The 24,597-nt window shown below is 71.1% G+C and carries 21 protein-coding genes and 2 pseudogenes; 13 read left to right on the forward strand and 10 right to left on the reverse strand.

Annotated features, from left to right (window positions below; all coding sequences use genetic code 11):
- Positions 1-8: 8 nt before the first annotated feature.
- From ABZ877_RS36380 to ABZ877_RS36405, 6 genes are all read left to right on the forward strand, one after another.
- Positions 9-386, forward strand: coding sequence for a roadblock/LC7 domain-containing protein (locus ABZ877_RS36380; RefSeq protein WP_361080376.1), 378 nt, complete (start codon positions 9-11; stop codon positions 384-386).
- Positions 383-772, forward strand: coding sequence for a DUF742 domain-containing protein (locus ABZ877_RS36385; protein ID WP_361080286.1), 390 nt, complete (start codon positions 383-385; stop codon positions 770-772). The genes ABZ877_RS36380 and ABZ877_RS36385 overlap by 4 nt, the downstream gene beginning before the upstream one ends.
- Positions 747-1,352, forward strand: a complete 606-nt coding sequence (locus ABZ877_RS36390; protein WP_361080288.1) for an ATP/GTP-binding protein — start codon at positions 747-749, stop codon at positions 1,350-1,352. The genes ABZ877_RS36385 and ABZ877_RS36390 overlap by 26 nt, the downstream gene beginning before the upstream one ends.
- Complete coding sequence (locus ABZ877_RS36395; protein WP_361080290.1) at positions 1,349-2,698, forward strand: cytochrome P450; 1,350 nt, start codon at positions 1,349-1,351, stop codon at positions 2,696-2,698. Before ABZ877_RS36390 ends, ABZ877_RS36395 begins: the two co-directional genes overlap by 4 nt.
- 442 nt (positions 2,699-3,140) lie before the next feature.
- Positions 3,141-4,400: a tryptophan dimethylallyltransferase family protein gene (locus ABZ877_RS36400; RefSeq protein WP_361080292.1), complete on the forward strand. Its 1,260-nt coding sequence runs from the start codon at positions 3,141-3,143 to the stop codon at positions 4,398-4,400.
- The gene (locus tag ABZ877_RS36405) at positions 4,373-5,746 is read left to right on the forward strand and encodes a tryptophanase (protein WP_361080294.1); all 1,374 of its coding nucleotides are present in this window, start codon (positions 4,373-4,375) and stop codon (positions 5,744-5,746) included. Before ABZ877_RS36400 ends, ABZ877_RS36405 begins: the two co-directional genes overlap by 28 nt.
- Before the next feature lie 94 nt (positions 5,747-5,840).
- On the opposite strand, the gene ABZ877_RS36410 is transcribed toward ABZ877_RS36405, so the two are convergent.
- Positions 5,841-6,575 (reverse strand): DUF2238 domain-containing protein, encoded by a 735-nt coding sequence (locus tag ABZ877_RS36410; RefSeq protein ID WP_361080296.1) that lies wholly within the window; start codon positions 6,573-6,575, stop codon positions 5,841-5,843.
- A gap of 271 nt (positions 6,576-6,846) precedes the next feature.
- On the opposite strand from ABZ877_RS36410, the gene ABZ877_RS36415 reads away from it, so the two are divergent.
- Together ABZ877_RS36415 and ABZ877_RS36420 are read left to right on the forward strand one after the other, a co-directional pair.
- On the forward strand, positions 6,847-7,584 hold the full coding sequence (locus tag ABZ877_RS36415; RefSeq protein ID WP_361080378.1) for an ATP-grasp domain-containing protein: 738 nt from the start codon (positions 6,847-6,849) through the stop codon (positions 7,582-7,584).
- A gap of 307 nt (positions 7,585-7,891) precedes the next feature.
- Positions 7,892-8,338, forward strand: coding sequence for a spore-associated protein A (locus ABZ877_RS36420; protein WP_361080298.1), 447 nt, complete (start codon positions 7,892-7,894; stop codon positions 8,336-8,338).
- Positions 8,339-8,620: 282 nt separating this feature from the next.
- Here the strand turns inward: ABZ877_RS36420 and ABZ877_RS36425 are convergent, their stop codons facing one another.
- Positions 8,621-9,367: an SDR family oxidoreductase gene (locus ABZ877_RS36425; RefSeq protein WP_361080300.1), complete on the reverse strand. Its 747-nt coding sequence runs from the start codon at positions 9,365-9,367 to the stop codon at positions 8,621-8,623.
- A 90-nt stretch (positions 9,368-9,457) separates the two neighbouring features.
- Here ABZ877_RS36425 and ABZ877_RS36430 point away from each other — a divergent pair, with 90 nt between their 5' ends.
- Together ABZ877_RS36430 and ABZ877_RS36435 are read left to right on the forward strand one after the other, a co-directional pair.
- Entirely contained in the window at positions 9,458-10,066 is a 609-nt protein-coding gene (locus tag ABZ877_RS36430; RefSeq protein WP_361080302.1) for a TetR/AcrR family transcriptional regulator, read from the forward strand.
- Positions 10,067-10,268: 202 nt separating this feature from the next.
- A pseudogene (locus tag ABZ877_RS36435) lies at positions 10,269-10,508 on the forward strand (NAD-dependent epimerase); the annotation flags it as partial.
- Between the two features lie 37 nt (positions 10,509-10,545).
- Here ABZ877_RS36435 and ABZ877_RS36440 read toward each other — a convergent pair.
- Complete coding sequence (locus ABZ877_RS36440) at positions 10,546-11,193, reverse strand: helix-turn-helix domain-containing protein (RefSeq protein ID WP_361080380.1); 648 nt, start codon at positions 11,191-11,193, stop codon at positions 10,546-10,548.
- A gap of 216 nt (positions 11,194-11,409) precedes the next feature.
- On the opposite strand from ABZ877_RS36440, the gene ABZ877_RS36445 reads away from it, so the two are divergent.
- Positions 11,410-12,870 (forward strand): MFS transporter, encoded by a 1,461-nt coding sequence (locus ABZ877_RS36445; protein WP_361080304.1) that lies wholly within the window; start codon positions 11,410-11,412, stop codon positions 12,868-12,870.
- A gap of 191 nt (positions 12,871-13,061) precedes the next feature.
- On the opposite strand, the gene ABZ877_RS36450 is transcribed toward ABZ877_RS36445, so the two are convergent.
- Both ABZ877_RS36450 and ABZ877_RS36455 read right to left on the reverse strand, forming a co-directional pair.
- Positions 13,062-16,799, reverse strand: a complete 3,738-nt coding sequence (locus ABZ877_RS36450) for a helix-turn-helix domain-containing protein (protein WP_361080306.1) — start codon at positions 16,797-16,799, stop codon at positions 13,062-13,064.
- A 204-nt stretch (positions 16,800-17,003) separates the two neighbouring features.
- Positions 17,004-17,657 carry a CatB-related O-acetyltransferase gene (locus ABZ877_RS36455; RefSeq protein WP_361080308.1) on the reverse strand — a complete coding sequence of 218 codons (654 nt, stop codon included), beginning with the start codon at positions 17,655-17,657 and terminating at the stop codon, positions 17,004-17,006.
- 151 nt (positions 17,658-17,808) lie between these two features.
- Between ABZ877_RS36455 and ABZ877_RS36460 the strand changes: the two genes are divergently transcribed.
- Together ABZ877_RS36460 and ABZ877_RS36465 are read left to right on the forward strand one after the other, a co-directional pair.
- Positions 17,809-18,423 (forward strand): TetR/AcrR family transcriptional regulator C-terminal ligand-binding domain-containing protein, encoded by a 615-nt coding sequence (locus ABZ877_RS36460; protein WP_361080310.1) that lies wholly within the window; start codon positions 17,809-17,811, stop codon positions 18,421-18,423.
- 117 nt (positions 18,424-18,540) lie between these two features.
- Entirely contained in the window at positions 18,541-19,137 is a 597-nt protein-coding gene (locus ABZ877_RS36465; protein WP_361080312.1) for a GH25 family lysozyme, read from the forward strand.
- A 324-nt stretch (positions 19,138-19,461) separates the two neighbouring features.
- Here ABZ877_RS36465 and ABZ877_RS36470 read toward each other — a convergent pair whose 3' ends face one another.
- The 5 genes and pseudogenes from ABZ877_RS36470 to ABZ877_RS36490 form a co-directional block, all read right to left on the reverse strand.
- On the reverse strand, positions 19,462-20,661 hold the full coding sequence (locus tag ABZ877_RS36470) for a PP2C family protein-serine/threonine phosphatase (protein WP_361080314.1): 1,200 nt from the start codon (positions 20,659-20,661) through the stop codon (positions 19,462-19,464).
- Positions 20,651-21,019: an ANTAR domain-containing protein gene (locus ABZ877_RS36475; protein ID WP_361080316.1), complete on the reverse strand. Its 369-nt coding sequence runs from the start codon at positions 21,017-21,019 to the stop codon at positions 20,651-20,653. The genes ABZ877_RS36470 and ABZ877_RS36475 overlap by 11 nt, the downstream gene beginning before the upstream one ends.
- A 246-nt stretch (positions 21,020-21,265) precedes the next feature.
- On the reverse strand, positions 21,266-21,598 hold the full coding sequence (locus tag ABZ877_RS36480; protein WP_361080318.1) for a hypothetical protein: 333 nt from the start codon (positions 21,596-21,598) through the stop codon (positions 21,266-21,268).
- Positions 21,599-21,884: 286 nt separating this feature from the next.
- Positions 21,885-23,448: pseudogene (locus ABZ877_RS36485) on the reverse strand (hypothetical protein).
- Between the two features lie 205 nt (positions 23,449-23,653).
- Positions 23,654-24,205: a hypothetical protein gene (locus ABZ877_RS36490; RefSeq protein WP_361080320.1), complete on the reverse strand. Its 552-nt coding sequence runs from the start codon at positions 24,203-24,205 to the stop codon at positions 23,654-23,656.
- Between the last annotated feature and the right edge of the window lie 392 nt (positions 24,206-24,597).

The following is a 24,597-nucleotide window of genomic DNA, read 5'->3' on the forward strand; positions in this document are numbered from 1 at the left end:
TGTCCTGGATGCTCGAGGACGCGCTGAAGATCCCGCACGCCCTCCACGCGGTCCTGATCTCCGCCGACGGTCTGCAGATGTCCCGTACCGCCGAGATCGGCCGGGACGACGCCGACAAGGTGGCCGCCGCCGTGAGCGGACTGCAGTCGCTCAGCCGGTCCGTCTCCTTCTTCTGCGGGGACGACGCTACGAACTGGCGCCAGACCCTCATCGAGTTCGACGGCGGCTGGGTGTTCCTGAACGCCGCGGGCGGTGGCAGCTACCTGGCCGTGGCGGCGTCGGCCGAGGTCGACATGCAGGACATCACCTACCGGATGCAGCAACTGGTCAGCAGGCTGGGCAAGGCCATGTCGACCGGCCTGCGCAGCGACGCGGTCACCTCATGACGGATCCCGGCCGCGTCGAGCCCGAGTTCGAGTCGGAGGCCGGCGAATTAGTACGGCCCTACGTCATCACCCGTGGCCGTGAGCTGCCCGATGAGGGCGAGTTCGCCCTCATCACCCTCGTGACGACGTCCACCGACGAGCAGCAGCGCTCTCAGCGGCTGTCGCCCGAGGAGCAGCAGATCCTGGACATGTGTTCCAGCGGCTACCTCTCGGTGGCTGAGATCGCCGCGCATTCCCAACTGCCGCTGGGTGTCGTCAAAGTGCTGCTCAGTTCCCTCGCCGAGGGGGGCTATCTCGTCACGCGGGCGCCGGTGCCCTCGGCCCGTCTCGCCAATAAGGCCTTGCTCCAGGAGGTGCTCGATGGCCTCAAGGCTCTCTCTGTCTGAGGACGCCTATGTGCGCAGCGGCGCACAGCAGACCGCGGTGAAGATCCTGGTCGTCGGGCACTTCGCCGTCGGCAAGACCACCCTGATCGGCTCGTTGTCCGAGATCACTCCGCTGTCCACCGAGGAGCAGATGACGACGCTCTCGGAGCGTGTCGACGACCTCAAGGGGGTTCAGGGGAAGACCACCACCACGGTCGCCCTGGACTTCGGTCGCCTGACGCTCAGTGAGCGGATCGTCCTGTATCTGTTCGGCTCGCCGGGCCAGCAGCGTTTCGTGAACCTGTGGGACGACATGGCCCGCGGGGCGCTGGGGGCCCTGGTCCTGGTGGACCCCGAGCGCCTGGCCGATTCCTTCGAGGTCATGGATCTGGTCGAGAGCTACGGCCTCGACTTCGCCGTGGCCATCAACCAGTTCGACGGCGGTACGGTCCACACCCCGGAAGCCGTCCGGGAAGCGCTCGACCTGCTGCCCGACACCCCTGTCGTCACCATTGACGCGCGCGACAAGAAGTCGAGCGTGGATGCCCTGATCACCATGGTCCGCTATCTGCAGAAGCGCGCCGCCCTGGAGCACGCATGACAACCCCTCCTCCCGTACCTCCGCCCGGCTGCCCCGCGCACGGCAGCGGGCAGCGCATACCCCTCGACACACCGGAGTTCGCGGCCAATCCGCACGCGTACTACCGCTACATGCGCGAGCTCGGCCCCACCGCGCCGGTCACCATCGCCCCCGGCGTGGAGGCGACGCTGGTGACCGACTACAACGCCGCCCTGGAACTGCTCCAGGACTCGACCACGTTCCGCAAGGACTCCCGTCGCTGGCGTGCGTTGAACGAGGGCCGCATCAGCCCCGACAGCCCGGTCCTGCCGCTGCTCGCCTACCGGCCGAACGCCATGTTCACCGACGGTGCCGAGCATGTGCGGCTGCGCCAGGCCATCACCGACTCCTTCGCCCGCGTCAGCGACAAGCGGCTGTCCCGGATCGTCTCCCAGGCCGCGCAGTTCCTCATCAACCAGTTCAGCGGGCGCGGCAGCGCCGACCTGCTCAGGGACTACGCGCAGCAGCTCCCGCTGTACGTGTTCAACGAGCTGTTCGGCTGCCCGGCGGAGATCGGCGACCGGGTGCTGTTCGGCATCTCCGGCATGTTCGACGGCGTCAACGCCGAGCAGGCCAGCCAGGTCTTGCTCGGGGCGGTCGGCGAACTGGTGGCGCTCAAGCGCGCGCAGCCCGGGGAGGACATCACGTCCTACCTGATGCAGCACTCGGCGCAGCTCAATGACGAGGAGCTGGCGCACACGCTGGTGCTGCTCCTCGGCGCGGGCGGTGAGCCGGAGGGCAATCTGATCGGCAACGCGTTCTACACGATGCTGACCAACGAGGAGTTCGCGCGCCTGGGCCAGTTCGACAGGGCCCTGGACGACACTTTGTGGCGCAATGCGCCGATGTCCAACTACGCGCCTCACTATCCGGTGGTCGACACGGACGTGGCCGGTGACAAGGTGCACGCCGGTGAACTGGTGCTGGTGTCCTTCGGCGCCGCCAACACGGCGCTCGCGGACCGTGGCGCCGACACCCGAGGCCACCTGGCCTGGAGCGCGGGCCCGCACGCCTGCCCGTCGAAGGACCCGGCGCGGCTGATCGCCCTGACCGGTCTGGAGACGCTGTTCAACGCGTTGCCCGATGTCGAACTCGCGGTCCCCGCCAGCAGTCTCGCCTGGCGTCCCGGCCCCTTCAACCGGGCCCTGGCCTCCCTGCCCGTCCGTTTCAGCGCGGTGACCCCGCGCCCCGCGGCCGCGCCGGAGCCGACCGCCACGCCCCGCGATCAGGCGCCTCCCGCGGCCACCGCCGCCGCGCCCGCGGCCTCTCAGCCCGCCGGCAAGCCGGGGCGCTGGAGCAACTTCATGAGGTGGCTGACGGGCCAGTAGCCCGCACCCCCTGTGACGCATGTGACACAGGCAGTTGATGTAGTCTGCATGAAAGATCAACTTCCTGGGTAGGACGGCGCGGAGTGTCTGGAGTGACACAAGTTGAAGGAGAGGCAGTGGACCTCGCAAGCACCTCCGCGCCCCGTTCCACCGGCGACCGGCCGGGCCAACGACGCACCACCCCCAGCAGACGCAACCTCTGCGGGGGCGGTGATCCCGAGCATGCGCCGGACCGAATACCCGCCGCACTCGACGGTGTTACGGCCCTCGTATCCGCCCTCGACGGCGGTCCGGCCCTCGGTTTCCCCCTCGACGGCGGTCCGGCTCTCGTCCTTCCCCTCGACGGTGGTTACGTTCTGGGCTCCTCCCTTGTCGGCGGAACCCATTCCCGTACGCCCGCACCGTCCGGACGCTCGCCGCGCCGCACCATGCGAGGTTCGCGATGACCCCCCGGCCGGGCCCCGGTACGCCGGCAGCCGGGCCCGGTGAGAACACGCTCGGCGAGCACGTGCTCGGTCAACTGCGGCGCCTCGGTGCCACGGTGGGGCTGAGCGAGGCGGACACCGCGCTGTACGGCGAGGTTCTGCTCGACTCGCTCGCGGGCGCCGCCCACCGGCCGCTGTCCCTGCCCCCGGCCTCGCCCACCTTCCTGAGCGACGACCACAGCCCGGTGGAGTTCTCCCTGGCCAGCACCCCGGGCGCCGACCCGGCGCTGCGCGTGCTCGTGGAACCCGGGTGGGCCCACGAGGACATGGGCGACAGCGGGCGCGCCGGACTCGAAGCCATCCGGGCCATGGCCGCCCGCTGGGGCTTCTCCACCGGGCAACTCGACGCCCTGGCCGACCTGTTCTTCCCCGCCGACGCGCGGGGCCCCCTGGCGCTGTGGTACGCGCTCGACCTGCGGGCCGGAGGAGTTCCCGGGGTCAAGGTCTATCTGAACCCCTCCGCCTCCGGCGAGGAACACGCGGCCCGGACCGTGCGCGAGGCGCTGCGGCGGCTCGGTTACGGGGAGGCCTTCGCGCATCTGCCCCCGACGGCGGCCGGTTACCCCTTCCTCGCCCTGGACCTGGGCGCCTGGAAGTCCCCGCGCGTCAAGGTCTACGTACGGCACCCGCGGATGTCGGCCGACGACGCCTGCGCGCTCAGCCGCACCTCCGAGGCCGCGCCGTCCGACATCCGCGCCTTCTTCCACGCGGCCGCGGGCTCCCTGGCGCCGTCCGGGAGCGGCGGGGACGACACCCTGCGGCTGGTGCGGCGGCCCGCGCTCACCTGCCACTCCTTCACCGGGGGTGACAGCGCCCCGAGCGGCTTCACGCTCCACATCCCCGTCCGTGACTACGTGCGCGACGACGAGGAGGCCCTCGCCCGCGCGACAGCGCTGCTGACCCGGGTCGGCATCGACCCCACTGTGCTGACCCGGAGCCTGGGAGCGCTCACACAGCGCCCCCTCGCCGACGGCGTGGGGCTGATCGCCTACCTGGCCCTGGTGTACGAGCGGGGCCGGCCGCCGCGGATCACCGCCTACCTCAGCTCCGAGGCCTACCGCGTCCGGCCGCCGCAGGAGCAGTACCCGCGGGGCACCTGGATGCCCGCACAGCGCACCCAGAGCGTCCTGAACCCCGGGCACCAGGCCGCAGGCCACGTCAGCCCGCACACCGCACAGAAGGAAGAAACGTGGAGCCGTACCGCATCAAAGTCGTAGAACCCATCGCCTTCACCACCCGGGAACAGCGCGAGGCCGCGCTGAAGCGGACGGCCTACAACCCCTTCGACCTGAAGGCCGACGAAGTCACCATCGACCTGCTCAGCGACTCCGGGACCGGGGCCATCTCCGCGGACCAACTGGCCGCGGGCATGCAGGGCGACGAGTCCTATGCCGGCAGCCGCAGCTTCTACCGGTGGCACGAGGTCGTCTCCGAGCTCACCGGCTACCCGCACATCCTCCCGGCACACCAGGGCCGCGCCGCCGAGCGCATCCTGTTCTCCGCGTTGCTCAAGCCCGGCGACCGCGTGCTGTCCAACACGCACTTCGACACCACCCGCGCCAACGTCGAACTCACCGGCTGCACGGCCTACGACATGCCCTGCGCCGAGGCGAGCGACCTCGACAGCGACTACCCCTTCAAGGGCAACATCGACCTGGTCGCCCTCGAGGAGGCGCTGCGGAACGCGGACCAGGCGCCGGTGGGCGCCGTGCTGATGACCATCACCAACAACGGTGGCGGCGGTCAGCCGGTCAGCATGGAGAACCTGCACCGCACCGCCGAACTGTGCCGTCGCCACAACGTGCCGATGATCCTGGACGCCGCCCGGTTCGCGGAGAACGCCTGGCTGGTGACCCGGCGCGAACCCGGCTACGCCGACCGCACCCCGCGCCAGGTCGCCGAGGAAGCCTTCCGCCTCGCCGACGGCTGCGTCATGAGCGCCAAGAAGGACGGCATCGTCCACATCGGCGGCTTCATCGGCCTGAAGGACCCCGACCTCGCCGAGCGGTGCGGTGGCCTGCTCATCGCCACCGAGGGGTTCACCACCTACGGCGGTCTGGCCGGTCGTGACCTCGAGATGATGGCCCGCGGCCTCCTCGAAGTCACCGAGCCGTCCTACCTCGCCGAGCGCGCCGACATAGCCGCCTACCTCGCCGCGCGGATCCGCGAGGCCGGGGTCGACATCGTGGAACCCGTCGGGCTGCACGCCCTCTACGTCAACGCCGGCCGGCTCCTGCCCCACATCCCCCCGCACCAGTACCCCGGCACCGCCCTCGTCTGCGAGCTCTACCTGCGCGGCGGCATCCGCTCCGCCGAGCTCGGCTCGCTGTACCTGGGCGAGGAGGACGAGCACGGCAACCCCGTCAAGAGCGCGCCGTACGAGCTCGTACGGCTCGCGCTCCCGCGCCGGGTCTACACCCGCAGCCACTACGACCACGTCGCCGCCACCCTGGCGGACATCGCCAAGAACCCTGAGTCGGTCCACGGCTACCGGGTCACGGGCCAGTCGCCGATCCTGCGGCACTTCAGCATCAGGCTGGAGCCCGTGGGGGCCGGGGACTGAGGTCCGGGGGCTGAGGTCCGGGGGCTGAGGTCCGGAGGCCGAGGTCCTGGTCGCGATCCTGGATCACTATGGGTCCGTCCTCCGCTGTGCCGGTTCAGGGGCAGTGCGGGGGCGGGCCTCCTGGCTGCGTGGGGGCTCCCAGCGTGGTCGGCCTGGCGCGGTCGAGGCGGGCGAGGGTGAGACGGGCGAGGGCGCGGTCGTGGGCGCGGGTCAGGAACAGCAGGGCGCAGGTGGCGCCGATCAGGGCGCAGAACATGTCCCACTGGGTGTCCCAGACGTCTCCTTGCGTGCCCAGGAAGGCGTCCGCGGCATCGCCTCCGGTGACCGCCGCGAGCCACTCCAGCATCTCGAAGACGGCGCTGAAGGCCAGGCACGCACACACGGTGAGCGGGGCCAGCCAGCGGCTGCCGCGCAACGGGGAGGTACGGACGAGGAGTTCGCGTACCAGGACCGCCGGGACGAAGCCCTGCATGAAGTGGCCGAAGCGGTCGTACGGGTTGCGGTCCCAGCCGAGCCAGTCACGCACCCAGTCCCCCACCGGTACCTCCGCGTAGGTGTAGTGACCGCCCACGATGAGGACCAGCGCGTGCGCGGCCAGCAGCCCGCACAGCAGGCCACTCAGCGGGAAGCGACGGCGCAGCAGTATCGCCAGCGGCAGGCCCGCCATCACCCACGCGGTCTCCAGCACCCAGGTCGTCGGATCGGCCGCCCCGAAGCGTGACACGACGAGCGCCGCGCTCACCGTGACGGCGAGGGCGGCAGGCAGATGACGTCGAGACGACGGGCTCGCCTCCCGCGTCGGGGCGGGGGCTGGGTGGGTACAGGTCATCGCCTGCTCCTCGTGCTCGGGGGCGGACCTCCACCTTCGGGCCCCAGCGGGGCCGGGCCCATGAGTACGCGTACTCAAACCAGTCGCTGGGTCACCCTGGTCGGGGTGGGGGCCTTGACCCTCGTGTTCTCACCTTGTTCGCACCGCACTCAGTGGGGGGCGGTCGAGGCCCGGGGCCGTGAAGCTCCGCGCGCGTGGGGCTAGCGTGGCGGTTTTGCGGGCGCGGGAGGGGTTCGTGGTGCTGGTCATGCCTGGGCGGCGGACGTCGACGATGGAGCTGTTGGCCGTGGAGGCGGCGGGCCGGGGGATGTCGGTCAGGGCGGCGGAGGAGCCCGGCCTGACCGGCCCCGTGCACTGGTACGGCGGGCCGGTCGCGGGGGCGCGGCTCGCGGGACGGCTCGGGTTCGCGTTGCTGGAGCCGACGGACGGCTGGCTCGCAGAGTTGCCGCGCGAGTTCACCGGCCGCCAGGTCAGGGCGGGGACTGTCGCGGACGCGCGGTCGATCGACCGGCCGACGTTCGTCAAGCCGCCCCGGGACAAGTCCTTCCCGGCCGGTGTGTACTCCGACGGGTCCCGGTTGCCCTCCTCGCTGGACCCGGCAACGCCGGTGCTGCTGTCCGAGGTGGTGACCTTCGCGGCCGAGTACCGGCTGTTCCTGCTGGAGGGCCGGATCGCCACGGCGAGCCGGTACGCGGTGTTCGGCCGGCTCGATCCCCGGCCGCTCGGCAGCGACCGGGCGGACCGGATCACTGCCGCCCGGATCACGGAGTTCATCGACCGGCTGGTCGCCGCGGCCGGGGACACGCTGCCCAGCGCCGTCGTCGTAGACGTCGGTCAGCTGCTCGATCCGCGGCGTCCAGGCCGCCGCTGGGCCGTGGTGGAGGCCAACATGGCATGGTTCTCGCACGCCTATGCCTGCGACCCGGCGCGGGTGCTGGACGTGGTCCTGCGGGCGGCGGGCCCGCGTGACTACATGCGGCCACGAGATGCGGTGTTCGAACGGTGCTGATCCGCACTGTTCGTACTGCTCACGGCGTCGCGGGGGCCGGGACCGGCTGCTGACAACCTGCGCGGTCTGGCACGGCGATGTACTCCCAGCTCCCTCGTCGAACGGGCACCTTGCTTCCGTGTCGCGTGCGTACTGTGCACGATCTGGGGGTTCACGGTGCGCGCATTGGTGCCCCTGGAACGCCGCTCCCGCCTACGGTCGTCGACGAGCGATGCACCGCCTGAGCGTGCGGGAGGTATGGGGGAGGTACCCGGCCCGCTGCTCAAAGGTCCTGGCACCACTCGAACACTCATCACGGGGGAACTCCATGAAGTCATCACGTCACCTCGCCTCGGCCGCTGTCCTGGCCGCCGTCACGCTTGGCGGGGCGGTCGCCCTGGCCGCTCCGGCGGGCGCGGCGCCTCGTACCGCCACCGCCGTCGCCTCGGCGGAAGCCGCCTACAACGGAGTCTGTGGCTCCGGCTACACGGTCATCGACTCCACGCCGGTGGAGGACAAGGGCACCGTCTACGTCACCTACAACAGGTCGACCGGCAAGAACTGCGCGGTCACCATCCGCAACACCTCCGGTGCACCGGTACGGATGGCCGTGACGCTGGCCATCGACGCGGGCCGCGGCGCCCCGTCCGTCATGGACAACGGCCTCTACACGTCGTACGCCGGTCCGGTGTACTTGTCCGCCCGCGGCCAGTGCATCCTCTGGCTCGGCTCGATCGACGGTGCGCTGGGCAATGGGCACGGTCACTGCGGCTGAGCCCGCCCGCACGGTTTCCGTGCCCGTGAAGGGCGTCGATCCCGAAGTGGCGGGCGCCTCAGTCACCTTGACGTGCGGCGGCCGCGCGCGAACGCCGTAACCGGTGCTGCGGCCTCGGCCGGGATGCTGCTCAGCGCACCGGCTCAGCGGCCAGGACAGGAGCGCTCGCCCTCGTAGGGCCGGCCAACGTGAGGAACGGCGCCCAGTACACCTACACCACCGGTCGGAGCGACCCTGCGCTCCGACCGGCAGGGACCGTGCCGCGCGCCCCGCGTGGCGGGGTCAGAACTGGTTTTCGCCGCCGTTGACGTGCAGGGTGGTGCCGAGCATGAAGCTGCTGTCCGCGGAGGCGAGGAAGGCCACGGCGGCGGCGACCTCCTCCGGGCGTCCCCTGCGGCCGATCGGGACTCCCGCCGCGAGTTCGGCCTTGATGGCGTCCGCGTTCTCCTCGCCGATGGCGATGTCGACGCCGGGGGTGTCGATCGCGCCCGGTGCGACCGTGTTGACCCGGATGCCCCTGTCCTTCAGCTCGTTGGCCCACGTCCGCGCGAGGGACCGGATCGCGGCCTTCGACGCCGCGTACAGGCCGAAGGTCTCCCGGCCGTCGTCGGCTCGGATGGAGTCGTTGATGATCACCGAGGCGCCCTCGTTGAGCAACGGCAGCGCCTTCTGCACGGTGTGCAGCGTGCCCCGGACGTTGATGCCGAAGATCTGGTCGAACTGTTCGTCGGTGGCCTGCTCCAGGGGTGCGAGCGTGGCCATGCCCGCGTTGGCGAAGAGCACGTCCAGGCCCCGGCCGTGGTCGCGGACCGCTCCGTACAGCCGGTCCAGGTCGGCCGGCTCCCTGATGTCGCCCGGCACCGCGGTGACGGAGCCGCCGATCGCCTCGACGGCCCTGTCGAGCGCGTCCTTGCGCCGGCCGGTGATGAACACATGGGCGCCCTCGGACGCCAGCCGCTCCGCGGTCGCCAGGCCGATTCCGGTGCTGCCGCCCGTGACGACGGCGATCTTGCCTTCTAGCTGTCCCATGACGTGAACTCCCCAAACTTCGATACCGGTCGGTGCAGAAGTAGACCGTAGCACTTCTGCACCGATCGGTATCGAAGGTAGGATGAGATCGTGGAGAATCCCCGGAAAGCACCTCTCGGCCGGCCCAGAGGCTTCGACGCCGACGAGGCCCTGGAGCGGGCGATGGTCGTCTTCTGGGAGCAGGGCTACGAAGGCGCCAGCCTGACCGACCTGACCCACGCCATGGGCATCACCCGCAAGAGCATGTACGCGGCCTTCGGCAACAAGGAGGAGCTCTTCCGCAAGGCCCTGGAGCGCTACACCGAAGGCCCCGCCTCCTATGCGGCCCGCGCCCTGGAGAAGCCGAGCGCCCGCGAGGTGGCCACCGCGTTCCTCGCCGGCTCGGTCAACGCCACCACCCGCCCCGGCTGCCCCGCCGGGTGCCTCGGCGTACAGGGCTCGCTGGCCGCGGGCGACTCCGGCCGGGTGGCCCAGGACACCCTGATCGCCTGGCGCGACGACGCCCGTGCCCGCCTCCGTCACCGGTTCCAGCGGGCTGTCGACGAGGGCGACCTGCCGCCCGACGCGGATCCGGAACTGCTCGCCCGCTACCTCATGACCGTGGCGAACGGCATCGCCGTCCAGGCCGCCGGCGGCGCCACCCCCTGTGAACTCCAGCGGGTGGCCGACGCGGCGCTGCGGAACTGGCCGCCCCTCTGACGGAGGGCGGTGTCTCGACTCAGCCGCGCTCCCTCGACGCGTCGCCCTCGACGGCTTCGACGACCTTCTTCGCTGTGGCCTTGGCCGAGGCCGGGTTTTGGCCGGTGACGAGGTTGCCGTCGGTCACGACGTAGGGGACGAAGGGCAGGGTCGCCTTCTCGTAGAGCGCGCCGCGCCGCTTGGCCTCCTCCTCGGCGTTGTATACGCCCAGCTCATCGGCATCGCAGGCGAGGTCACCGGCCGCAGGATCGGCTACACGGTGCTGCCCATGCCCGCCTTCCGTCTCGGGCGCCGCTTCGTGAAGCCGCTCGACGAGATGTACGAGCTGCTCGCCCGCTACCGGGACGACAACGTCTTCGACAGCTCGAAGTTCGCGGCCCGCTTCCCCGACTTCCGGGTCACCGGCTATCGGGAGGGAGTGGAGCGGATCCTCGCCGGATGAGTCGTGCCGCGATGCCGAACCCCCGATAGTGGTGGGGTCAGGTTCCCGCTTGCAGGCGCAGGCCCGCCAAGGTGAGGTCCAGCGCGGCGAGGAACTGATCCCGGTCGTCGTGACCGGCGAACTCGTCGGCGATCTGGCGTACGAAGGGGAACTCCTCCGCGTCGAGGGAGCGCCAGGCCTCGGCGAAGCGGTCGAGGTACTCCTCGCGGCCCACCTCGCCGTCGAGCAGCTCCTGGGGGATCTCCGCGCCCAGGTCGGCGGCCGTCCCGACGACGACGCCCGTGATCGCCGAGACGGCGTGGAAGCGCTGGCGCGGGGTGAGGTCGAGGCGCAGCGTCTGGCGGCCGAGGCGCTCGTACAGGCGCAGCGAGTTGCCCTGGATGTCGGTGTTGCGCATGAAGTACGCGGACAGCCACGGCCGGTCCACGATCGCGTCGAACAGGGTGACGGCCATCGCGCGGAGGTCGGCGATGGGGTCGCCGCTGTCCGGCAGCTCCTCCACGGCGGCCAGGACGCCGCTGATCGCGTGGTCGGTGGCGCGGTCGAGGAGCTCGTCCTTGTTCTGTACGTACCAGTAGATCGTGCCGACGCCCGTGCCGAGCCGGGCGGCGAGGGTGCGGAAGGTCAGCGCGGTCCCGCCGGCTTCGTCGAGCACGGCCACGGCCGCGTCGAGGACGGCCTCCATCGAGTGCGAAGCACGTCGGCGTCCCCGGGAAGGCCTGTCGGCGGCGTCGGAGCGTGCGCGGGTCGGGGGCGGTGTCATGGCATCCATCCAAACACAGCTTGCCTCACTATCGAACGACGTTCTATGGTGGAACAGCGTTCGAGAGTCGAACCATGTTCTATGAACGAACGCCGTTCCATAAGTGACGGCGTTCCCCGTTCAGAAAGGAGGCCGGTCATGACTGCCACCACCGACACCGGGCCCGTTTCCAACCGCACCTACGGATCACTGCGGGCGGCGTGGATTCCGCTGGCCGCGCTCTGCCTGGCCTTCTTCGTCGAGATGGTCGACAACACGCTGCTGTCCATCGCGCTGCCCACCATCGGCCGCGACCTCGGCGGCGGCACGACCGCCCTGCAATGGGTCACCGGCGCCTACTCGCTGACCTTCGGCGGCCTGCTGCTCACCGCCGGGTCCATGGCCGACCGCCTCGGACGCCGGCGCGTGCTGCTCGTCGGCCTCGCCGTCTTCGGCCTGCTGAGTCTGGCCGTCATCGCCGTCGACTCCACCGGGCAGCTCATCGCCCTGCGGGCCGGGCTCGGCATCGCCGCCGCGGCCATGGCCCCCATCACCAACTCGCTCGTCTTCCGCCTCTTCGACGACCAGGCACTGCGGATGCGCGCGATGACCCTGATGATCGTCGTCGGCATGTCCGGGTTCATCCTCGGTCCGCTGCTCGGCGGCACCGCGCTCGCCCACGTGAGCTGGCAGTGGCTGCTGCTGATCAACGCGCCGATCGCGCTGATCGCGGCCATCGGCGTCCGCCTCGGCGTCGCGCCCGACCGGCGCCAGGACCTCACCGACGACAAGCTCGACCTGCCCGGCGCCGCCCTCAGCGTGCTCACCATCGGTCTGGCCTGTTACGCGCTGACCAGCGGCGTCGAGCACGGCTGGCTCTCCGCCGCCACCCTCGCCTCGGTCCTGGGCGCCGCCGCCGCGGGCATCGCGTTCGTAGGGCACGAGCGCCGCAGCAAGGCCCCCATGCTGGACGTGAAGATCTTCTCGAACGGCACCGTGCGCGGCGCCACCCTCGCCCAGATCGGCACGTCCGTGGCGATGGCCGGCGTGATGTTCGGGCTGATCCTCCACTTCCAGTACGCCTACGGGTGGAGCCCGGTCCGGGCCGGCCTGGCGAACCTGCCGCTCATCGTGACCATGCTCGTGGCGACTCCGCTCTCGGAGGGGCTGGCCAAGAGGTTCGGCCACCGCATCGCCTGCCTGGTCGGCGCGGGCTGCCTGACCGTCGCCCTCGCCGGCCTCGCCTGGGGCGTCGGTCACGGGTACGTCGCCATCGCGGCCTGCATGGTCGTGATGACGATCGGGCTGCGCACCGTCATGACCATCTGCGCGATCGCCCTGGTCGAGGCGATGCCGGCCAACCGCACCTCGATCGGCACCGCGCTCAACGACACCGCCCAGGAGGTCGGCTCTAGCGTCGGCACCGCCGTCGTCGGCACCCTGATCGCCGCCCTGGTCACCAACCAACTGCCCGCGGGCGTCTGGGGCAGCGGCCTCGTGCAGTCCTTCTTCCACGGCGAGCGCATCACGTACGCCGTACTCGCGGTGCTCGTCGGCCTGATCGCCACCGGCGGCGCGCTCACCCTCACCGACTCCCACTCCACCGAGGAGCCGGCCTGAGGGGAGCGCGGCGGGCATCGAACATGCGGGTGCGCTCTCGCGCAGGCCGCCGGCCACCTCCAAGAGCAGTGGCCGAAGCGCGATGCACCTCGCTGTAAGTCGGTCCTCCCGCCACGCCAAATGACCCGTCCAACGGACGGTCGCGGGGCCGTAACGGGGGTCCGGGATGCTCCCGTCGTGGACGGGTGGGTTCAGCACGTCTTCCGATAGGGGACGTGCGGAAGGTACGTCTGCCAATGCGGACGCGACAGTCCGGAGCCGACACGTGCACAGACTCGGTGCACCAGGCGGTCGGGTTCCAGATCAATGTGCTCGACGGGGGCCCTGGAGCCGGCCACGTATAGGCTTTCGCCGTCGTCGGAGAAGGCGACAGCGTGCACGTCCTGACCGGATGTGGGCAACTGGGAGCCCAGGCGACGCCCGGAAGCGACGTCCCACAACTGGACGGAGCCGGACGCACCCGCCACGCCGAGGGTCCGGCCGTCGGGCGAGAAGGCCAGCGCGACCACGGCCTGCTGTTCGGTCTCACGTTCTCCTGTGTAGGCGCCGTTGAACACGCCGAGACGGTGACGCAGATCGCCGTCCCACACGGTGACGCGTCCGGTGATGTCGCCGACGGCGAAGCGGGTGCCGTCGTCATTGAACGTTCCGGCGAAGAGAGTGTCACTGTCGCTGAGCATCAGCGGGCGCACCCGTCGTGTTCGCAGTTCGGAGACCTCATTGTCACTGGATACGAGGATGTCGTCGCCGGCACGTGTGTCCAGAATCGCGCCCGAAACGCGCGTCAGGGTACTCGTCCCTCTTCCGGTGCTCAGGTTCCAGCGCTCCAGTGGCGAGGCCTCAGAGCTGCGCGTCAGCAGCAGGGCGCGGCCGTCAGCGCTGAATGCCATGCTGCTGATCTCGCTCTCCAGGGTCCTGCCGGCATCGAGGGAGGCCACCTGGCGGTGTGCCGCGATGTCCCAGACGGTGATCCGCTGCCGGTACCCGCTGACTCCCCAGACCCGCACGAAGGCCAGGCGGCGGCCATCGTGGCTGAACGCCATCAACTCTGAGCAGTCCAAGGGGTCCGAAGGGCCGGAGGCCCCGTCGGCGATGTCGGAGGCTGAGGAGCCGTTGTCCGGGGGACAGGGCTGGTCGGGCAGCGTGGCGAGGGTTCGGTGGCTGCGGGTGTCGAGCAGGCGAAGGTCCGTCCGGCCCGGGCCGCGCCGGATCACAGCCGCGGTGCGACCGTCGCGGGTGAGGAGGGACCGGTCGGCGGCGTACTGCTGCCAGTTGGCGCGGGTGTACGGCTTCAGGTCGAGCGTGGTGACGGAGGTGCCGCTCCATCGCACGTACCGTACGGCGCCGGTGTCCGGGGTGAGAGCGAAGCCAGTGATCATTTCACCGATGAGCCGGTACCGGAAGACGGGTCGGCCGGGCTGGCTTTGCCGCCACAGCACGATCTCCTTGCCGGACGTGGCGGCAAGGAAGTCGCCGTTCGCGCTGAACCGCAGGAATGATGTCTCCGCAATGTTCAGCCGAGGCAACTCGCGGCCTGTGTCCACCGCCCAGCGGCGAATCGCCCCACCGGGCGTGACGGCTGCCAGGACGTCACCCCTCGGCGACAGCTCGAACATCCCAGCGGAGTCCTGACCCTCGCCGGGGCAGGCCACCGTTGCGGCCCGGTCGATCCGAGGAAACTGACGGGACCGCCCGGTGCGGAGGTCGCGGAGCTCCAGGCGATGGGCGTCCCGGCACAGTGCGAGTGTGCGGCCGTCTGCGCTGATGCTGGTGAGTCGTTCATCCCGTACGGGAGTGCGCACACTCACCAGCCGCTGTCGGCTGCGTAGATCCCAGACCTGTGTCTGCTGGGATTCCTCCCGGACCCGGTTGGCGACCGTCAGATGGTGCCCGTCCGCGCTGAACTGCGCTGATATCGCGGTGTCGCCGGGCAGGGTGGCCCTCACCCGGCCGCCCCTGACGTCCCACAGCCGGACGCCTCCTTCCACAGGCAGGGCGAGCATCCGTCCGTCCGGGCTGATGTCCCAGTCCGGGTCCGTTCCTGGGCCCAGATCCCCCTCTGGCAACAGGCTGCCGGGTCCCGGGTAGGAGCCGACATGCCGATGGGTGTGCATGTCCCGGACCACCACGCGCCGCGCGGAGACGGTCAGCAGGGTGCGACCGTCCATCGCGAGCCGGTTCAGGGCCCGGCCGGACCGCGGTGCGGGGATGGGGAAGACGTCCTGCTCCGGCTGGGCCATACCACTCAGCAGCGCCGACCGGCTCTCGCTGGTGGGCGCCAGCCGCCACGCCGCGACGCTGAGCCGCATGGCCATCGCCGGATCGGCGGACCGCATCGCGTCCGCGACGGCGGCGATACGCCGCGCCTCGGCTTCGACGTGACGACGTGCGCTGGTCAGGCTCTGTTGCCACGCGGCAACGCCGGCGACCAGAGCGAGCACCACCAGCACGGCCACCGCCGCCAGCACGCCGCGCCGTCGGCGCACTGCGGAGGCGCCGGCGGCGCGGCTCGCGGTGAGGAAGTCCCGTTCCAGATGGGTGAGTGCGTCCTCCACCAGATGTTCGCTCGCCGCGGCGAGCCGCGTCCCGCGGTACAACGCGCCGGGCTCGCGGCCCAGTTCGTCCCAGGCGCGGGCGGCGTCGGTCAACCGCCGGTGGATGAGCAGGCGCTCGCGGGCCTCGTCGATCCAGGCCCTCAGCCGGGGCCAGGCGGTGATCAGAGCCTCGTGGGCCAGGTCCACCGTCTCGTCGTCCAGGATCAGCAGCCGGGCGGAGACCAAGCGGTCCAGGACGGCGTCGACGTCCCTCGCGGGCGCGAAGTCCAGTTCTGCGCGGTGCGCGGGGCGGCGGGTGTCCTGCGCGCCCTCGCCGGGCGTGACCAGGCGCAGCAGAACGTTCCGGGCCACCTCGGTGTCTTCGGGCGCAAGAGAGGAGTACACGTTCTCCGCGGTCTGGGCGATAGCGCCGTGCAGCCCGCCCGCTGCCTCGTACGCCTGCACCGTCAACGCCCGCCCTCGGTGGCGGCGCCAGGTCTCGTGCAGAACGTGCGACAACAGCGGCAGTCCGCCCGGCTCCCCGTCCACCTCTCGGACCAGCCGAGCCGTCAGCTCCCGCTCGACGATCAGTCCGGCTTGCTGTGCCGGCTTGACGATCACCTCGCGCAACTCGGATGCACTCATCGGCCCGACCAGCAGGCTGGACGCAGACACCGCCGCGGCCAGGGCACGGTGCTCCGCCAGACGCCCGTAGAAGTCCGCCCGTACGGCGATGATGACACGCAGCCTGCTGTCCGGCTCCCGGGCGGCCAGCAGCCGGTCGACAAACCCAGCGCGCTGCGCGGGATCGTGGCAGAGAGTGAAGAGTTCCTCGAACTGGTCGACGACGATGACGGTGTCACCGTCCGCGTCCTTCGCCCGCAGCACGGCGGCATGGGTGCGCAGGGGCTGTTCGCCCGGCGTCAGGATCCGGATCGCCGCCACCTGTTCCGGTCCGTGCGCGCGCAGCACCGGTATCAACCCGGCGCGCAGCAGTGAGGACTTCCCGCTGCCCGAGGGGCCGAGGACCGCCGAGAAGCGGTGCTCGGCCGTCATCCGCCGGACCTCGGCGATCAGTTCGTCCCGGCCGAAGAAGCGGTCGTGATGGTCAGGCTCGAACCGCGCCAGTCCTTGATACGGCGACTGGCCCGTCTCGTGCAGACCCAGGGACGCCGACTCCTCGCTCGCCTCCTTCCAGCGCCGTTCCCACTCCTCCAGGTCGCCGCCGCAGGCCTTCACATAGGCCAGGGCGACAGCGAGCGAGGGCAACTGCTCTCCCGCTGCCGCCTGTGACAGCGCGGTCGCCGAGTAGTGGGCCCTGCGGGCCAGCTCCCGGTAGGTGAGCCCTCCCGCTTCCTGCCGCAGTTTCCGCAACTCGTAAGCGAACCTCTGCACCGGGCCCTCGTTCGGATCAACCGGCCGCTCACGACGCCCCACGACTCCCCCGCTCCCCCGCACTTTCCCTCGCGCAAAGTCCGCTGCGCTCAGGGCACGCTACGAGCACGTCCAACGGCCTCACAAGGCGATCTTGCGCCGACGCCGCCCCCGCAACCTGGGCGCGCCTGACTGTTCAGTGCACGACGGATGGCAGGGGCGTTCTCAGGTGCGGCCGTTGAGCGTCGCGGCTGTTTCCAGTTCTGTGACCGAGCCGGACATGATGGTCCGTACATGGGCGGTGATGTGTTCGGCGGGCCAGTTCCACCAGGCGACGGCGAGGAGCCGGGCGATGGTCGGCTCGTCGAAGCGGGTGCGCAGGAGGCGGGCCGGGTTGCCGCCGACGATGCCGTAGTCGGGGACGTCGGAGGTGACGACGGCGCCGGTGGCGATGATCGCGCCGTGCCCGATGCGGACGCCCGGCATGACGGTGACGCCGTGGCCGAACCAGACGTCGTTGCCCACGACGGTGTCACCGCGGCCCGGCAGTCCGGTGATGAGGTCGAAGTGGTCAGCCCATGAGCCGCCCATGGTCGGGAAGGGGAACGTGGAGGGGCCGTCCATGCGGTGGTTGGCGCCGTTCATGATGAACTTCGTCCCCGTGCCGAGCGCGCAGAACTTGCCGATGACGAGCTTCTCGGGCCCGTAGTGGTAGAGCACGTTGCGTGTTTCGAACGCGGTCGCGTCGTCCGGGTCGTCGTAGTACGAGTATTCACCCACCTCGATCAGGGGGGACGTCACCAGCGGCTTGAGCAGGACGACGCGCGGCTGGTCCGGCATGGGGTGCAGGACGGTGGGGTCGGCGGGGACGGGCGGCATCGGGAGGAGGGCGATGGCGGTTCCTTACGGCGGGGGCGGACTTCTTTTGGATGGGGTGCGGCTGCCTTACGGCCGACAGTTAGTGCGACAGACGTTGCGTTAAGATGCTGGCACGGACGGGGACCGCGATCAACCGGATACGGGGATCTCGATGGCAGACGCGACGACTACGACAGCGGACCGCCGCCGCCCGGGTGGCCGGTCCGCCCGCGTTCGCGCGCAGGTTCTCGACGCGGTGCGCGCCGAACTCACCGAGAACGGTCATGAGGGGCTCACGGTGGAGGGCGTCGCGACCCGCGCGGGCGTGCACCGCACCACCGTCTACCGGCGATGGCGCGACGTGGGCGGTCTCCTCGTCGACGTCATCGATGCCGCCGGTGAGATCGACTGGCAGCCGCCCGACACCGGTTCCCTGCGCGGTGATCTGACCGCCCTCAACGAGGAGATCCAGGAATCCCTGCTCGTACGGCCGTCCCTCGCACTCGCCCTGATGGCCGCCTCGTTCCACTCCGAACAGGCCGCGCGAGCCCAGACACGGCTGTGGGACGAGCGGTACGCCCAGTGCGAGATCGTCGTCGAACGCGCCGTCGAACGCGGCGAACTCCCCGCGCGGCACACGGATGCGCGGAGTCTCCTGGTGGCCGCCACGGCGCCGGTCTACCACCACCTGGTCCTGCAGCGCGCCGAACCCGACCCGCGGCTCCCGGAGCGGTCCGCGGTGGCAGCGGTGCGGGCGGCCGCCGCCGGCGCCTTCTCCGCCGACTGACCGGAAAGGATGGTTCTGCGGCTCCTCCACCGCCACACCGCGCACCGCACGTGATGATGGCGGCACGGGCGGGCATCATCCGGGCAGCACCCGGCACGCACGGCGAGGAGCGCCCGCATGCTGCACGGCCTCGACCTCAGCGCCTACCAGCCCACCTCCTACCCCACCGACAACGTGGCGTTCGTCTTCCTCCAGGCCACCGAGGGCCGCACGTACACGAATCCGCGGCTGGAGGCGCAGGCGCGCACCGCCCGTCTCGCCCACCTCGTCACCGGCTTCTGCCACTTCCTCCTGCCCGGTCATCCGGCCACCCAGGTGCACCACTTCCTCTCCCGCATCCCCGACCAGGACGGGGACGTGCTGATCGTGGACTGGGAGGCCACCGCCGACGGGCGCCGGGCCACCAGCCAGGACAAGGACCGCTTCATCCGCCGGCTGAAGAAGCTCCGGCCGCGTCGCCGGATCCTGCTGTACGCCACGTACGACACCTGGTCGCAGACCAACTCCGGTGCCTACGACGCCGACGGGCTCTGGATCGCCGACCACACCACCCCCGGCGCGCCCCGCATCCAGAGCCACTGGCTCTTCCACCAGTACACCCGCTACCCCTGCGGCAAGAGCGTGGCCCGCTTCGACGACGTCCAGGCCCTGCTCCACTGGGCCACCACCCCCGGTCCGCTCGCCGTGCCGCCCACCAATCCACGGGCTCTGTGACGTTCGATCACGATGCGGCGCAGGTGGTCATGGCCTGCGGGAGCGGCGTGCGCCGGGAGCGCGCGGAAGCACACGTCTGGACGCGGGGCGTGCGGCGATCAGACAGTGGGCAGGGGTCGAAAAGCCGTCCGGCGCTCAGCCCTCTACGGGCTGCCGGACGGCCACACCCGCATGCCGGTGGCACCGGGACGCAGCAACCGCACGCGGGACATCCGCCCCGGACGGGCAGCACGTCCGGGGCGGGCTCATACGCCTGAGGCGCCCTGCTGCGTGGGCCGGGGCCGGTGCGGCCCGCGCACACATCCCCGTACGCCCCGTACACGGTCAGGTGTTGGAGCCCGCGTCGGAGTGCCGGCGGCCCGAGTCGCTGCCGTGCCAGTCCAGCACCATCACCGTGGCGTCGTCGGGCAGTTCGTTCCGGTTGGCCTCGCGTACCGCCTCGATCAGCGCCCGGACCGCCTCGCGCGGATGCTCGTCAGCGGTGTGCTTCAGGAGGGCGAGCAGGTCGACGGCGGCGCTGTCGCGCTCCTGCATCCCGTCGGTGAGCAGCACGAGACGGTCCCGCGTAGCCAGGCGCAGGGGTTGGACGGCGTAGTCGGCGGGGACGGGGATGCCGAAGGGCCGGTTGATGGCCAGGGGCACCTCCCGTACGTGTCCGTCGCGCAGCAGCAGCGGCCAGGGGTGGCCGGCGTTGACGAGGTGGCACTGCCCCGTCTCCAGGTCGATGCGCAGGAGTTGGCCGGTGGTCAGGCCGCGGTCGTAGGAGATGAGCGCCTGATGGGCGGCGTGCGCCTGTTCGAGGAGGGTGGTCTGGGCGCGGCGGGCCTGGCGCAGGGCGTTGACGGTGAGCGTGGCCAGCAGGGCGGATTCGGTGTCATGGCCCATCGCGTCGGTGATGGACAGGTGCAGGGTGTCCTGATCCAGGCTGTAGTCGTAGGTGTCGCCGCCCACGCTGTCGGCGGGGGCCAGCGCGCAGGCCAGGGTGAACTGGGCGGCCTCGCAGGACGACGCCGTCGGCAGCAGTTGGTGCTGGATCTCGGCGGCCAGACTGGTGTGGGTGGTGCGGCGGCCCCAGTGGTAGAGGTCGGTGAAGCGCTGGTCGGTGACCACGATGTAGGCGAGCGCGTGTGCGGCCTGCGCGACCGCCTCGCGCACCGTGTCGTCGGCGTGCGGTACGACGAGCTCCAGGACGCCGATGCAGTCGCCGCGGTTGGTCACCGGCGCCACCAGCCGCACCCGGCCCCCGCCCTCGTCCTCCCGCAGGAGTTCCTGTCCGCGCAGCACGTGTTCGTAGCGGCTGCCCGGCAGCCGCAGCCGCTCCGCCTCACCCACCGGCTCCCCCGCCGACCCGGCGCGGGGCAGCCGGACGACCTCCTGACCGACCAGGTCCAGGAAGACGAACGACACCTCACAGGCGTCGAACCGGTCCTCCAGGTTCCGGGCGACCACGTCGACCGACTCGCACGGCGCGGCGTCCTCCACCGCCGCCAGCAGCTCCCCGAGGCCCGGCCCGTCACCCGGCATGACGGTCGCCTCCCACCGGTCCGCCACGGGAGGGCCGCCCGCGGCCGGCGCGCACCTGCCGCTCCAACTCCGCCTCGAGCACGGGCGGCAGGACGCGGGTGTGGCCCCACTGAGTGAGCAGGAACGCCACGCGCCGGAACTCGATGTGCGTGCGTACGGAGATGTCCCGCAGCATCTCCGCGGCCCGGGCGGGCGGAATCCGGGCGACGGCGACCAGGACGCCGAGCGCCCGCTCGACCTCCCGGTACGCGTCGACCGCCTCCTTCAACTGGGCGACCTCGCGCTGCAGCGCGGCCACCCGCGCCTCGAAATCGCGCAGCTTCGGAGCATCGGTCCGGGCCGCTTCCTCGCATGCCAACTCTTGCCTCCGGGGTCACGGGGGGCAGCAGTGTCAAAGACCACCACCATCCCCGCGGCCCCGCACCGAGGCAAGCACCCCCGCCCCGACCAGGCAGAAGTGCGCACCGACGGCCCATCGCCCGGCGTGCCGGATCCCGGTCCGGCCGACGTGCACGGACGGAGGCCGGACCACGGGACCACGGACGGAGGCCGGACCACGAGTGGGGGTCCTGCCGCCTCCCGCGACGGCAGGACCTGCGCGCTGCTAGGTGCAGCGCAGCTCCAGGGTGTCGAGCCGGTCCCAGCCGCGCTGCTGCAAGCGCAGGTGCAGTCGCAGGGCGGGGCTGGAGACGATGACGAGCGTCTGCGGCGGGCGCAGCGTGCGGGCGAGGCCGACCAGGGTGGCCAGCGCGCTGTTGGAGAGGTACTCCACGGAGGCCAGGTCGACCGTGATCTCCTGCGCGCGCTCGGCGCAGGACGCGACGGCCGTCGCCAGGGGGACTTGGTGGGCGCCGACGACTTCGCCGAACAGCCGCACGCCCTCCTCGCGCTGGAGCGGGGTGATGAGACAGAGATCGTCGACGAAGAAGTTCTGCATCCAGGGTCCAGGGAGGCGTGCCCCGCCCTCCCGCACGCCACAGGCCCCGGGGAGGCAAGGCCCGGCCGTGCACGGGTTCCGGCGGCGCGTATGAAGCGGGCGCAGGGTCCCGCGTGGCAGCCGCTGGCGTTGAGGACCCGTCCACGGGCCCGAGAGATCGCCGAAACAAGAACCCGTCGCGCTGACGACGAGGCACATTCACGGACTGCTTATGACGCTACTCCTCGTACGGGCCCGAACGAAAGCCCTTGCCGGGAGCAGACCCGAAACCTTGCGCGCCCCCGGGCTACCGGCGCTGAGAGCCTGTCTTTGAACCCCCGTGGACGCGGAGGTCGCCGTAGGTCGACAGAGCGGCGGACAGGTCGCCGGGTTTGTGCCGCAAGGTGGTGTCCAGGAAGGCGAGCGTGGTCGCGGCGACGATGTGCGGGCTCTCGGTGCGGCCCAGGGAGCCGACTATCGAGGGCACCGGCGGCAGGTACAGGGGGCCGTCCATGAAGGTGAGGTGGGCGGCGCCGGGGAGGGTGAGGCGGTAGCTCGTCGCGGTGTTGCGCTTCAGGGCCTCGGTGAGGCGGGGCATGTAGTCCGGGTCGGTTGTGTCGGTGATGGCCTGGGTGAGCGCGAGTGCCGGCTGGCGGAGGGAGGGGGAGGCGGGGCCGTGGGGGTAGCCGTCCAGGTCGATGACGGCGTCGAACCTGTGGTCCTGCCGGGCCGCTTGCAGGGCGGCAGCACCGCCCATGGAGTGGCCGGTCACCGCGACGCGGCTGATGTCCAGGCGACCCGTCAGCGGATCGGTGCTCCCGCCTCGGCCTCCCCGGTCCGACGGGGAGGCCGACGGGGACTCCGAGTGGGACTTCGACTGGGACTTCGACCGGGATTCCAACCGGGTGAGCACGAAGCTGAGGTCGGCGGCCCGGACAGCCGTCCAGTCGGCCGCCAGCCTGTCGTCCTTGTCCCGGTCGCCGGTGGAGTCGGTCCTGGTGCGGATCGTCCGGCCGTCGGCAAGGACGACAGCGGCGGAGTCGTACGGATGGTCGAGGGCGGCGACCACGTAGCCGTGGCTGGCCAGCTCCTCCGCCCAGGCGGTGTTCTGGGTGCGCACCCCGCCTGAACCGGGAGAGAACAGCACGACGGGGAACCGTCCGCCCCCACCGGCCACGGGGGCGTCGAAGACCGCGTGCGTGTGAGCGCGCGGGACGCCGTCGACCAGGAAGCCGGGCATGCCGACCTGGCGGGCGAGGCCGTCGGACACGGTGCGCGCCTCGTGCTCCGTACGTCCGAGGTACTGGGCCCGCTTCGCGCCCGCGGGGCTCTTGCGCGCGGGGTACCAGAGCTGGACCACGACCGTGCGCCGGTCGTGCTCGTCGGCGGTGAAGGTCTCGGGGCGGTGCGGGTCGGTCCACTGCACCACACGGGTGCCGACCGCGAAGGTGCCCGACGGTTCGGGGAACGCGGGCACAGGGAACGCCCAAGCGGCCACCGGGCCCATGGCGACCAGACCGGCACAGACCACCGACCCCGGCAACGCCAGCCACCACCGGGCCCGCCATGCCGGGCGGCCCGTACGGCGTCGCAGCAAGGGGAAGAGCGCGAACGCCAACGCGACGGCGGACGCCGCCAGTACCGGCACCATCTGCCAGCGGATTCCCACCACGAGCAGCACGGTCGCAGACAGCACGAGAACCGTTCCCGCCGCGATCGTCACGTGCGGACGGGCCACCGGGGGGGAGCCAGCGCGCCACCACCAGCGCGACGGCACCCACCACGGCAAGGAGTTCCGGAGGGGACATGTACAGCCCCGCGATGATCTCGGTCACCCGGCCATCCTCGGGGCGCGGCCTGTGACGCCGCATCACCCCGGGGTCGCCATCGCATGCAACCGGAGTCGCAATCCGGCACGCCAGGTCAACGGCTGTTTCGCTACCTCGGGATGAGCGGGACTCATACCGTGGTCGTACCTCGGCGCGGTGCCGTCGGGCGGGCGGTGGGCCGCGCCGGGACGGGCGGGGACTTCGAGCGCCCGTCCCGGCGGGGTGCTGAGGTACGCCGGAGCGAGGATCAGCAGGTGGTGCAGTCCGCGTTGCAGGCCGGGTCCTTCGGCGGCTTCGGCGGCACGATCTGCACCGGGTTGAGGTCACACGGCTGGCCGCCGGGGTTGTCGCTGGGGCGGTAGCAGCCGCCGTTGGCGCCCGGGTTCTTCCCCATGGGCGCGAGGTAGAGGTCCGGGTGCAGGGCCGGGACCAGGAGCTGGCTCCATTGGTCGAAGATCTCGACCGTCCACATCTGGGCGCGGGCCTCCTTGGTGGTCTCGTCCGCGGCGTGCGGCTTGGCGAACTGGATGCCGTCGAGGGGGTTGTCCTTGTTGATGCCCATGGCCAGTCCGGAGCCGTGGTTCTTGATCTGGTAGAGGGCGTTGCCGGCCTTGTCCACCTGGATGACCTGGAAGACCCACAGCGCCGCCTTGTCCGGCTTGGCCGGGTCGAAGGCGTCACCGACGAGTTGCAGGTCGCCGCCCTGCTTGAAGTGGCTGCCGGAGTGCTTGTGCACGATCAGCATCGGGTTGTCGGCACAGGCCGAGCGGACGATGCTGTTGATGGGGTTGTAGTACATGAGGTGTCCTCTTCCTTCGGCGGCCGGGGGCCTGTCGGCCCATCCCGGCGCTGACGGGACCGCCGATGTGGGCGGTCCCCGGTGCCGGGAGGATTGCCGCGGCCGGGCCGGGCACGCCGATCCCGGGTGAGGACCGGACCAAGTGGCCAACAGGGTTTACGGGTATCTCAGTTGTCGGTGAGGGTCGCTGTGCCGAAGCCAGCTCTGCCGCCGCTGTTCCGCCGGGCGCGGCAACTGTTGGACGGTGTGGCCCGCACTGTGCGGCGTGCGGGTTGCCGTGTCCGGGGCCGGAGCACCGTGCCCGTAACGGCGCCTTGTCACAGGGATCTCCCGTGCCGCCGTCCGCACAGACAGGAACACCCCCGCACACCTCCGCACCCCCGGCCAACTCG

It is taken from the genome of Streptomyces sp. NPDC046939 (genome assembly GCF_040644575.1).
Classification (GTDB): Bacteria; Actinomycetota; Actinomycetes; order Streptomycetales; family Streptomycetaceae; genus Streptomyces.

Excerpts from the sequence above, each read along its gene's own strand:
- ABZ877_RS36380 (WP_361080376.1), top strand. The coding sequence starts at position 9 with ATGCTCGAGGACGCGCTGAAGATCCCGCACGCCCTCCACGCGGTCCTG.
- ABZ877_RS36385 (WP_361080286.1), top strand. The coding sequence starts at position 383 with ATGACGGATCCCGGCCGCGTCGAGCCCGAGTTCGAGTCGGAGGCCGGC.
- ABZ877_RS36390 (WP_361080288.1), top strand. The coding sequence starts at position 747 with ATGGCCTCAAGGCTCTCTCTGTCTGAGGACGCCTATGTGCGCAGCGGC.
- ABZ877_RS36395 (WP_361080290.1), top strand. The coding sequence starts at position 1,349 with ATGACAACCCCTCCTCCCGTACCTCCGCCCGGCTGCCCCGCGCACGGC.
- ABZ877_RS36400 (WP_361080292.1), top strand. The coding sequence starts at position 3,141 with ATGACCCCCCGGCCGGGCCCCGGTACGCCGGCAGCCGGGCCCGGTGAG.
- ABZ877_RS36410 (WP_361080296.1), bottom strand. The coding sequence starts at position 6,575 with ATGACCTGTACCCACCCAGCCCCCGCCCCGACGCGGGAGGCGAGCCCG.
- ABZ877_RS36415 (WP_361080378.1), top strand. The coding sequence starts at position 6,847 with ATGGAGCTGTTGGCCGTGGAGGCGGCGGGCCGGGGGATGTCGGTCAGG.
- ABZ877_RS36420 (WP_361080298.1), top strand. The coding sequence starts at position 7,892 with ATGAAGTCATCACGTCACCTCGCCTCGGCCGCTGTCCTGGCCGCCGTC.
- ABZ877_RS36425 (WP_361080300.1), bottom strand. The coding sequence starts at position 9,367 with ATGGGACAGCTAGAAGGCAAGATCGCCGTCGTCACGGGCGGCAGCACC.
- ABZ877_RS36440 (WP_361080380.1), bottom strand. The coding sequence starts at position 11,193 with ATGGAGGCCGTCCTCGACGCGGCCGTGGCCGTGCTCGACGAAGCCGGC.
- ABZ877_RS36445 (WP_361080304.1), top strand. The coding sequence starts at position 11,410 with ATGACTGCCACCACCGACACCGGGCCCGTTTCCAACCGCACCTACGGA.
- ABZ877_RS36455 (WP_361080308.1), bottom strand. The coding sequence starts at position 17,657 with ATGCCGCCCGTCCCCGCCGACCCCACCGTCCTGCACCCCATGCCGGAC.
- ABZ877_RS36460 (WP_361080310.1), top strand. The coding sequence starts at position 17,809 with ATGGCAGACGCGACGACTACGACAGCGGACCGCCGCCGCCCGGGTGGC.
- ABZ877_RS36465 (WP_361080312.1), top strand. The coding sequence starts at position 18,541 with ATGCTGCACGGCCTCGACCTCAGCGCCTACCAGCCCACCTCCTACCCC.
- ABZ877_RS36470 (WP_361080314.1), bottom strand. The coding sequence starts at position 20,661 with ATGCCGGGTGACGGGCCGGGCCTCGGGGAGCTGCTGGCGGCGGTGGAG.
- ABZ877_RS36480 (WP_361080318.1), bottom strand. The coding sequence starts at position 21,598 with ATGCAGAACTTCTTCGTCGACGATCTCTGTCTCATCACCCCGCTCCAG.
- ABZ877_RS36490 (WP_361080320.1), bottom strand. The coding sequence starts at position 24,205 with ATGTACTACAACCCCATCAACAGCATCGTCCGCTCGGCCTGTGCCGAC.